The 8,208-nt window shown below is 65.7% G+C and carries 10 protein-coding genes and 1 riboswitch; of the genes, 5 read left to right on the forward strand and 5 right to left on the reverse strand.

Annotated features, from left to right (window positions below; translation table 11 throughout):
• Positions 1–113 precede the first annotated feature (113 nt).
• Positions 114–1,208 (reverse strand): aldose epimerase family protein, encoded by a 1,095-nt coding sequence (locus VL752_RS02545; protein WP_325352168.1) that lies wholly within the window; start codon positions 1,206–1,208, stop codon positions 114–116.
• 132 nt (positions 1,209–1,340) lie between these two features.
• Between VL752_RS02545 and VL752_RS02550 the strand changes: the two genes are divergently transcribed.
• From VL752_RS02550 to VL752_RS02560, 3 genes are all read left to right on the forward strand, one after another.
• A complete protein-coding gene (locus VL752_RS02550; RefSeq protein ID WP_325352169.1) occupies positions 1,341–1,847 on the forward strand; it encodes a YraN family protein in 507 nt (168 codons plus the stop codon).
• 180 nt (positions 1,848–2,027) lie between these two features.
• Positions 2,028–2,768 carry a trehalose-phosphatase gene (gene otsB / locus VL752_RS02555; protein WP_325352170.1) on the forward strand — a complete coding sequence of 247 codons (741 nt, stop codon included), beginning with the start codon at positions 2,028–2,030 and terminating at the stop codon, positions 2,766–2,768.
• A 45-nt stretch (positions 2,769–2,813) separates the two neighbouring features.
• The gene (locus VL752_RS02560; RefSeq protein ID WP_325352171.1) at positions 2,814–4,175 is read left to right on the forward strand and encodes an alpha,alpha-trehalose-phosphate synthase (UDP-forming); all 1,362 of its coding nucleotides are present in this window, start codon (positions 2,814–2,816) and stop codon (positions 4,173–4,175) included.
• A gap of 84 nt (positions 4,176–4,259) precedes the next feature.
• On the opposite strand, the gene VL752_RS02565 is transcribed toward VL752_RS02560, so the two are convergent.
• The 4 genes from VL752_RS02565 to cobU form a co-directional block, all read right to left on the reverse strand.
• On the reverse strand, positions 4,260–4,568 hold the full coding sequence (locus VL752_RS02565; protein ID WP_325352172.1) for a hypothetical protein: 309 nt from the start codon (positions 4,566–4,568) through the stop codon (positions 4,260–4,262).
• Positions 4,569–4,662: 94 nt separating this feature from the next.
• Entirely contained in the window at positions 4,663–5,961 is a 1,299-nt protein-coding gene (locus tag VL752_RS02570; protein ID WP_325352173.1) for a GGDEF domain-containing protein, read from the reverse strand.
• An 81-nt stretch (positions 5,962–6,042) separates the two neighbouring features.
• Positions 6,043–6,654: a cob(I)yrinic acid a,c-diamide adenosyltransferase gene (cobO, locus tag VL752_RS02575; protein ID WP_325352174.1), complete on the reverse strand. Its 612-nt coding sequence runs from the start codon at positions 6,652–6,654 to the stop codon at positions 6,043–6,045.
• Positions 6,651–7,169: a bifunctional adenosylcobinamide kinase/adenosylcobinamide-phosphate guanylyltransferase gene (gene cobU / locus VL752_RS02580; protein ID WP_325352175.1), complete on the reverse strand. Its 519-nt coding sequence runs from the start codon at positions 7,167–7,169 to the stop codon at positions 6,651–6,653. The genes cobO and cobU overlap by 4 nt, the downstream gene beginning before the upstream one ends.
• A gap of 9 nt (positions 7,170–7,178) precedes the next feature.
• A riboswitch (cobalamin riboswitch) is annotated at positions 7,179–7,396 on the forward strand.
• Positions 7,397–7,508: 112 nt separating this feature from the next.
• On the opposite strand from cobU, the gene VL752_RS02585 reads away from it, so the two are divergent.
• Complete coding sequence (locus tag VL752_RS02585) at positions 7,509–7,856, forward strand: DUF1636 domain-containing protein (protein ID WP_325352176.1); 348 nt, start codon at positions 7,509–7,511, stop codon at positions 7,854–7,856.
• A partial coding sequence (locus VL752_RS02590; protein WP_325352177.1) for a GTP-binding protein occupies positions 7,853–8,208 on the forward strand: 356 nt, incomplete at its 3' end. The genes VL752_RS02585 and VL752_RS02590, both read left to right, overlap by 4 nt.

Here is an 8,208-nt window from a genome sequence, read left to right on the forward strand (position 1 = left end):
TGTTCCTTTCCCGTATCTAAAGCTGAAGCGGTTTCACATTGCAATCCAAGCAGGTCGAGTGACAGGGTTGTCGTGCCCGATTGGCCTCACAACGGAAGCGGCGGCTCTCCTCGTCAATCGCGGTCCGTCTTGAAACGATAGATCGTCGTAGAGCGGAAAATGTGGCCCGGTTGCAGAACGGTCGTGGGGAATTCCGGCCGGTTGGGCGAATCGGGGAAATGCTGCGTCTCGAAACAGAAGGCATCCGATTGGCGATAGGCGACGCCGGCCGTTCCGGCCGAGCCGCCGCCGAGATAGTTCGCCGTGTAGAATTGCAGCCCGGGTTCCGTTGTCTCCACCTCCATGATGCGGCCGCTTTTCGGATCATAGGCGCGGGCGGCGAAGGTCAGCGCCTGCGGGCTTGGCTTGTCGAGAACGTAGTTATGGTCGTAGCCGTTCTGGCGCAGGATTTGCGGATGCGGGATGCGGATGCCGGCACCAATCGGCTTGGGCGTGCGGAAATCGAGCGGCGTGCCGGAGACCGGGGCATAATCCCCGGTCGGGATGCCGGTCAGGTCGACAGGGGTGAAGCGCTCGGCATTGATTTCGACGATATGGTCGAGCACCGATCCCTGGTCATTGCCGGCGAGGTTGAAATAGGCGTGGTTGGTGAGGTTGAGCACGGTCTCTGCCGTCGTCACCGCCTGATAGTCGATGCGGAACTCGTTCGCCTCGTGAACGCTGTAGACGACCTCGAGTTTGAGCGTGCCAGGGAAGCCTTCATCGCCGTCCGGGCTGGTATGGGTGAGCACGGCGGAGAGGGTGAGGCCGCTTTGCGCTGCATTGACCGACCACTGAGCCTTGTCGAAGCCGCTCGTGCCGCCATGCAGGGTATTGGAGCCGTTATTGGCGGCGAGGCTGTAGGTGTGGCCGCCGAGGGTGAAGGACGCGCCGCCGATGCGATTGGCGAAGCGGCCGATGATGGCGCCGAAATAACCCGGGTTTTCCTCGTAGAGTGGCAGGTCGGCGTGATCGAGCGTCACATTGGCGAAGCGCCCCTGGCGGTCGGGCGCCATGATCGCGGTCACAATCCCGCCGCGGTCGAGAAAGCGCAGCTCAAATCCCGCCTCATTGCGCAGCCGGTATTCGGTGACCTCCTCGCCGCTTGACAGGCGGCCGATCGTCTCCCGGCTGAGGCTGATGCCCTTCTCCGTGGCTTTCGCAGTCATGCGAGGCTCCCTGTTTGCTGCCTGGGTGGAGCCTAGCGGGAGGGTTCGCCCAAGCCCAGGGGCGCGGCACCGTTTTTTGTTTTCACTTCGTTCCAGTTCTGCTACCTCTGGTTGCAGAGCGGGAGAGCAGCCATGGGTGTTGCTATGCGAAGCGGCCATCAGCCTGCCGTACCGGCGGTACCGGATCGGACCACGCCGGGCAGGACCTTGGCCGGCCGGCTTCCCGTTTGCGGGCTACCGGCCGGCCGGCAGACCCCGCACAACCCGGCCGCTCGCGCCGCCCGAGGCAGGCAGGCACAGCGCCAGGGTCTCGCGGCGGAGGGGCGGGTTGCCCAGGCCCTCGCCCAAGCCGGCTGGCGCATCCATGGCCGGCGCGTCCGAACCGCCGCTGGCGAAGTCGATATCGTGGCAGAGCGGGACGGTCTTTTGGCTCTGGTTGAGGTCAAGAGCCGTGGCGATCTGCGCAAGGCGGCGGAAGCCATCAGCCCGCGCCAGCAGCAGCGTCTTCTTCTCGCCGGCGCCATTCTGCAGGGCGAAAATCCCGATTGGGGACGGCGGGGCATGCGCTTCGACGCCTGGTTCGTGGCGCCCGAGGGCCAATTGCACCACGTGCCGGACGCGTTCCGGGAGATGGGCTAGGGTCCGAGCGGTTCAAATTGCAACCGCGCGCGCAAGTCCTCTGAACCGGAACCGAAGCCTTGAAACCGGGCGACATCACGTCCGAAATCCGGCCGCGGGGTGGCTTTTCGGGCGAATGCGTCTATCTCTAGTCCTGGTTCCGAGGTTCGGCCTCGTCCCCAAGGATAGAGCAAGGAACGCATGACCGATTCCCATACGATCGCGCCGCTCGACCGGCACTCGGCCCTCTTCCTCGATCTCGATGGCACGCTTCTCGACATCGCGCCCCGCCACGATCAGGTCGTGGTCGCTCCCGGCCTGGCGGATGTCATCCGGCGCCTCGCCCGCGCGCTGGGCGGCGCGGTGGCCGTCGTGACCGGCCGTCCGCTCTCCGATGTCGATCGTCTCTTTCCAGACCTGGGCGTCGCGGTCGCCGCCGAGCACGGCGCGCGCCTGCGCCTGCCCAATGGCCAGATGCGGGACCATAGTCCCGAGCTTCCCTGGCGGCAGAACTGGATCGGCACGATCCAGGCTGCCCTGCCGCGTTGGCCGGGCGCCTTTCTGGAAGAGAAATCGGTCGGTTTCGTCATCCATTACCGCCAGGCGCCCGAAGCCGGAGCCGAGATCGAGCGTTTCATGACCGATCTGGTTGCGCCGGCCGCAGGTGCCGCGGAACTGCTGCCCGCCCTGATGGCCTTCGAAGTCCGCGCAGCCGGGGTCGGCAAGGGCCATGCCGTCCGCCACCTCATGGCGGAGCCGCCCTTTGCCGGGCGCGTTCCGGTCTTCATCGGCGATGATGTGACCGACGAGGAAGGCATGGCGGAAGCAGAGGCGCAGGGCGGCCTCGGCTTGCACGTTGCCCGCGCCTTTGGCGGCGCGCCGGCGGAGGTTCGCGCCTGGCTCGCCCGCATGGCCGATCGGCTCGACGAAGGCGCGTCCTGACCTTCTGTCTCGCCTGCCGCATCGACCGACACGAAAGGAGAAGCTTTGTCTCGCCTCGTCATTGTTTCCAACCGGGTGCAGATCCCGACCGAGAAGGCGCCCCGCGCCGGTGGCCTCGCCGTCGCCCTCGGCAGCGGCCTGGTGCCCGGCACCCTTTGGTTCGGCTGGAGCGGCAAGCGCGGCCATGGCGGCCGCACGCCGACGCTGCACGAGGCCCAAGGCGTGACCTATGCGACCATCGACGTGACCGATAAGGAATACCACGATTATTACGTCGGTTTTTCGAACGGGGCGTTGTGGCCGCTGCTCCATTACCGCCTCGACTTCCTCGATTACGCGCGTGGCCAGTATGCCGGCTATCGCCACGTCAACGCCTATTTCGCCGAGGCCCTGCAGCCTTTGCTGAAGGAAGACGACCTCGTCTGGATCCATGACTATCAGCTTTTCCTGGTGGGCGAGGCGCTGCGCGCGCAGGGCGCCCGCCAGCGCCTCGGCTTCTTCCTTCACATTCCCTTCGTGCCGCCGGAAATTCTCGACGCCATGCCCTGCGGCAGGGATCTTCTCCGCGGCCTCTGCGCCTATGACGTCGTCGGTTTCCATACCGACGATCATCGCCACGCCTTCCTCTCCTGCGTGCAGACCTTCCTCGGCGTGAGTCCGGCGGAAGACGGCAGCTTCGTGTATGAGGGACGGGAAGTCCGCACGATCAGCGACCCGATTGGCATCGATGCCGAGGAATTCGCCAACATTGCCGCCCGCTCCTCCCGTGGTGCGGAAGTGCGGCGCATTCGCGAAAGCCTTTTCAGCCGCGCGCTGGCCATCGGTGCCGACCGGCTCGACTATTCCAAGGGCCTGCCCAATCGCTTCCGTGCCTTCGACCGCCTGCTCGACCGTTTCCCCGAACATCGCGGGCAGGTTTCCATGCTGCAGGTCGCCGCCCGCTCACGCGAGGATGTTGACCGCTACCTCCAGCTGCGCCGCTCGCTCGACCGTTTGGTGGGCGACATCAACGGCCGCTATTCCGAGTTCGACTGGATTCCGATCCGCTACATGACGCGGGCGCTCACCCGCAAAAGCCTCGCAGGCTTCTATCGCGTGGCGCGCGTGGGTCTGGTGACGCCGCTGCGCGACGGGATGAATCTCGTTGCGAAGGAATATATCGCCGCCCAGTCGAGCGCCGATCCCGGCGTGCTCATTCTCTCGCGTTTCGCCGGCGCCGCCGAGGAACTGAAGGAAGCGCTGATCGTCAACCCCTTCGACGCCGACGAGGTCGCGGAGGCGATCAACCAGGCGCTGACGATGGAACTCGGCGAGCGGAAGGAGCGGTGGCAGGCGCTGCGCGAGCGGGTCTGGGCCGGGACGCCGCAGCGTTTCACCGAAACCTTCATGGCGGCGCTGCGCCCCTGACCGGGGCGGCATTGAGGTGCTGCGCCCCTAATCGGGGCGTCATTCAGGTGCTGCGCCCCTAATCGGGGCGCGGGCGGCTCTGCGCTATTTGAGATCGCGCAGGCAGTGGGCGGCGGCGATGGCCGAGGGCCGCGCATCGGCGGATTTCACCTCACCCTGCATGATAAGGCTGAAGGTCGTGGATTTCAGCAGGTCGCGCATATCGGTCGTGGGCGTCATCTTGGGCGCCGCCGCGTCATAGATCGCTTTGGATTCGGGCGGGAGTTTCAGCGAGCAGGCCGTCGCCGCCGCCGGGTCGGCCGCGTGGGCCGCCGCGAAGGGCAGAAGGAGGGCCGGTGCCAGCGCCAGCAGCGGCCAGCGGAAACGCGGTGAAACTTGCGCGACGTCAGCCATCGTGAACTCCTGCAAAGGCTTGCGGCCTGTTGTGATGCTCGGATCTCTGTTTAACAGCAGAGATCCGCCGATGCGAATGTGACAATTGCGTGTGTCATACACTTTCCGGCTCGCCGCTGATCGCGACCCGGTTCCGGCCAAGGCGCTTCGCGGCATAAAGCGCCAAATCCGCCGCCTCTATGAGTTGGTCAAGACTTTTGGTCCGGTCGTGAATCGGAGCCAGCCCGATACTGACGGTGAGGCCGAAATGGCCCATCTCGGCCGGGATGGCATGCGCGGCGACGGCAGCGCGGATCGTTTCCGCCAGGGCATAGGCCTCATCGAACGCCCGCGCCCTGAGAAGAACCACGAACTCCTCGCCACCGAAGCGGGCGAGGAGTTCGCCGGGGCCGAGCGCCGCTTCGGTGAGGCGGGCAACCGCAATCAGCGCTTCGTCTCCCAGCCGATGGCCGAAGCGGTCGTTGATCGTCTTGAAATGGTCGATGTCGAGCGCGAGCAGGAACAGTGGCAGGCCGGCGCCCGCGGTCTCGGCTCGTATCCGTTCCGCCTCCTCGAAGAAGTGTCGGCGGTTGTAGATGCCGGTCAGCATGTCGGTGCCGGCGAGCCGTCTGAGATCGTCCTCCAACCGGCGGCGCTCCGTAATATCCCAGTAAATGAAGGCGTAGTGCGTGCCGATCTTGCACATCATGTTCTGCAGCGTGCGGTAGGTGCCGTCGCGGCAGAAGACCCGCCATTCGATATGCTGCGGCACGGTCGGGTCCCGTTCCAGGGCAGCCTGAGCCTGGACCCATTGCGCCCTGTAAATGGCCCTGTCACCGGGGTCGGGAAAAGCCCGCTCGAACCACTCGTTGTTCTGGAGATCGTAATAGGGATCGTAGAGGTAAAGACTGTCGGAATAGGCATTGAAGAAGATGCCGCGCCAGGAGGCATCGTAAAGGTCGATGCCGATGGGCAGCGCCTGAATGATGCCACGAAAGGTTTCTTCGGCGTTCTGGGAAGAGGCATTCTGGAAGAAGAGCGTCCGCTCATCAACGGTGATCACCCAGACGTCGGCACGGTCTGCGAGCTGCTTCAGATGCATGATCAGCATCAGCGGGGCGTTTGCGGTGGGGCAGGTGACGCTCAGCGTGTTGCGCGATCCGTCCGCCGGCATGTCGCGGATGAAGGTGAGGATGCAATCGGCCGCCCCCTCGCCGAGAAAGTCAGCCAGCGGCGCCGGTGCCGTTGGCAGGTCCGCGGCCAGGATATCGCGCAGCGTCTTGTTGCAGCGCAGCAGCACGCCTTCGCCAGCATCGAGCACGAAGATCGGAGCATGGACATAGTCCAGCCAGTCCAGATTTGGCTCGGCAACGGCGAGGGAGCCGATGCCCGCAGGGGCGGAGAATGGGGGCAACCGGCTCGGTCCGTCTTCGTCCGAAAGAATAGAGGGCAGTGATTGTTAGCAGTGAAAGATAAGTCTTTGGGATAGGGAATCCTAGAACTCTATGCCTTCCTGCGCCTTAACTCCGGCCTTGAAGGGATGTTTGGTCGCCTGCATCTCGGTCACCAGGTCGGCCGCCTCCATCAGCGCCGGGGGCGCGTTGCGCCCGGTCACCACGACATGCAGATCCGGCCGCCGGGCGGAGAGGGTTGCCAGCACCTCGCCCAGCGGAATGTAGTCGTAGCGGAGGGCGATGCAGAGCTCGTCCAGAACCAGCAGGCCGAGCTCCGGCCGCGCCATCTGCGCGCAGGCCTCTTCCCAGGCGCGGGCCGCGGCGGCAATGTCCCGCGCGCGGTCCTGCGTCTCCCAGGTGAAGCCCTCGCCCATGCTGTGCCAGGTCAATTGATCGCCGAAAGCCTCGAAGGCGAAGCGCTCGCCTGTGCTCCAGGCACCCTTGATGAACTGCACGATGGCCACCGGCCGGCCGCGGCCGAGCATGCGCAGTGCCAGGCCCATCGCCGCCGTGCTTTTGCCCTTGCCGGGGCCGGTATGGACGAGAAGCAGCCCTTTCTCGACGGTCTTGGATGCCACTTCCGCATCCTGCACCGCCTTGCGGCGGGCCATCTTCTCCCGCCAGCGGGCGGCGTCTTCGCTTGTATCGCTCATTTCACTACCATTGGCAGGCCCGCGACCATGAACAAGACCCGGTCCGCGCGGGCTGCGATGCGCTGGTGCAGCAGGCCGGCCGCATCCCGGAAATCCCGGCCCAGCCTGTGCTCGGGCACGATGCCGAGGCCGACTTCGTTGGCGACGAGCACCGTGGCGGTGCTCGGGGCGTCGAGTGCGGCGAGCAGCGCTGCGGTCGCCGCCTCCGTATCTCGTTCTCCGAGCATGAGATTGGTCAGCCAAAGGGTAAGGCAATCGACCAGGACCGGGGCGTCCCCCACGGCCTGAAGGGCGCCGGGAAGGTCGAGCGGCGCTTCAATCGTGCGCCAGCGCTGGTCCCGCCGGGCGCGGTGCAGGGCGATGCGCGCGCGCATTTCCTCGTCCCAGGCCTCGGCCGTGGCGACATAGGTCCAGGGTGGGGGGAGCGCCGCGATCAGCGCCTCGCCATGACGGCTTTTGCCGGAGCGCGCGCCACCGAGGATCAGGGTCACGCGGGGTTCTGATTGACGGGCCATGGCGCTGGCTCTTAGATCAAGTCCGATGGTTCCTCCACCGGCAGAACGCGGGCGGAGGATGAAAAGGGAATGCGGTGCGGGGTTTTGCCCCAAAGCCGCGGCTGCCCCCGCAACTGTGAGCGGAAAGCCTTGCCGGCATTTTCCACTGGGTCTTCGGACCTGGGAAGGACGCTGGCGGAGGCGCCTGATCCGCAAGCCAGGAGACCTGCCATCCACTGCAGACCGGTCTTCCCGGGCGGGGTGCCCTGGGTGTGATCCTTGGCCGAAACCGTGGCCCACCGGTCCCGGTTGCACCCCCGTTTCCGCCCGGCGCCCGGGCGATGGTATCGGGAGCGTGCTTTGCCCAGTCTTCATGTCTGCGTCACCTGCGGCCATCCGGATGAGCCACGCCCCGGCCGCGTTCTGCATGACCGGATCGCGGCCCTGATGGGGCCGGATGAACCCTTCGCGCTGAAACCGGTCACCTGCCTCGCGCGCTGTGGGGAGGGCTGCAGTATCGCGGCGACCGCCCCAGGAAAATGGGGCTATCTCATGAGCCGCCTCAGCCCCGACCACGCGGCCGACCTCATCACCTATGCCCGCGCCTATGCGGCGCACGGCACCGGCGCGCTATTGCCCAGCCGCCGGCCCGAAAGCCTGCGCCATACCGTCATCGGCCGCATTCCGGCCCTGGAGCCCGCATCATGACTGCCCGCATTCCCGCGACCATCATCACCGGCTTCCTGGGTGCCGGAAAAACGACCCTCGTCCGCCATCTGCTGCAGAACGCGAACGGCCGGCGCATCGCAGTCATCGTCAACGAATTCGGCTCTCTTGGCGTCGATCGTGACGTGCTCGAAGGCTGCGGCATCGAGGGTTGCGAGGAGGACCAGATCGTCGAGCTCTCCAACGGTTGCCTCTGTTGCACGGTGGCGGTCGAGTTCCTGCCCGCCATGGAAGCGCTGCTCGACCGCCCGAATCCGCCCGAGCATATCGTGATCGAAACCTCGGGCCTGGCTTTGCCCAAGCCGTTGCTCAAAGCATTTTCCTGGCCCGGCAT

Origin of the sequence: Acidisoma sp., from assembly GCF_035492295.1 — a bacterium.
GTDB lineage: Bacteria > Pseudomonadota > Alphaproteobacteria > Acetobacterales > Acetobacteraceae > Acidisoma.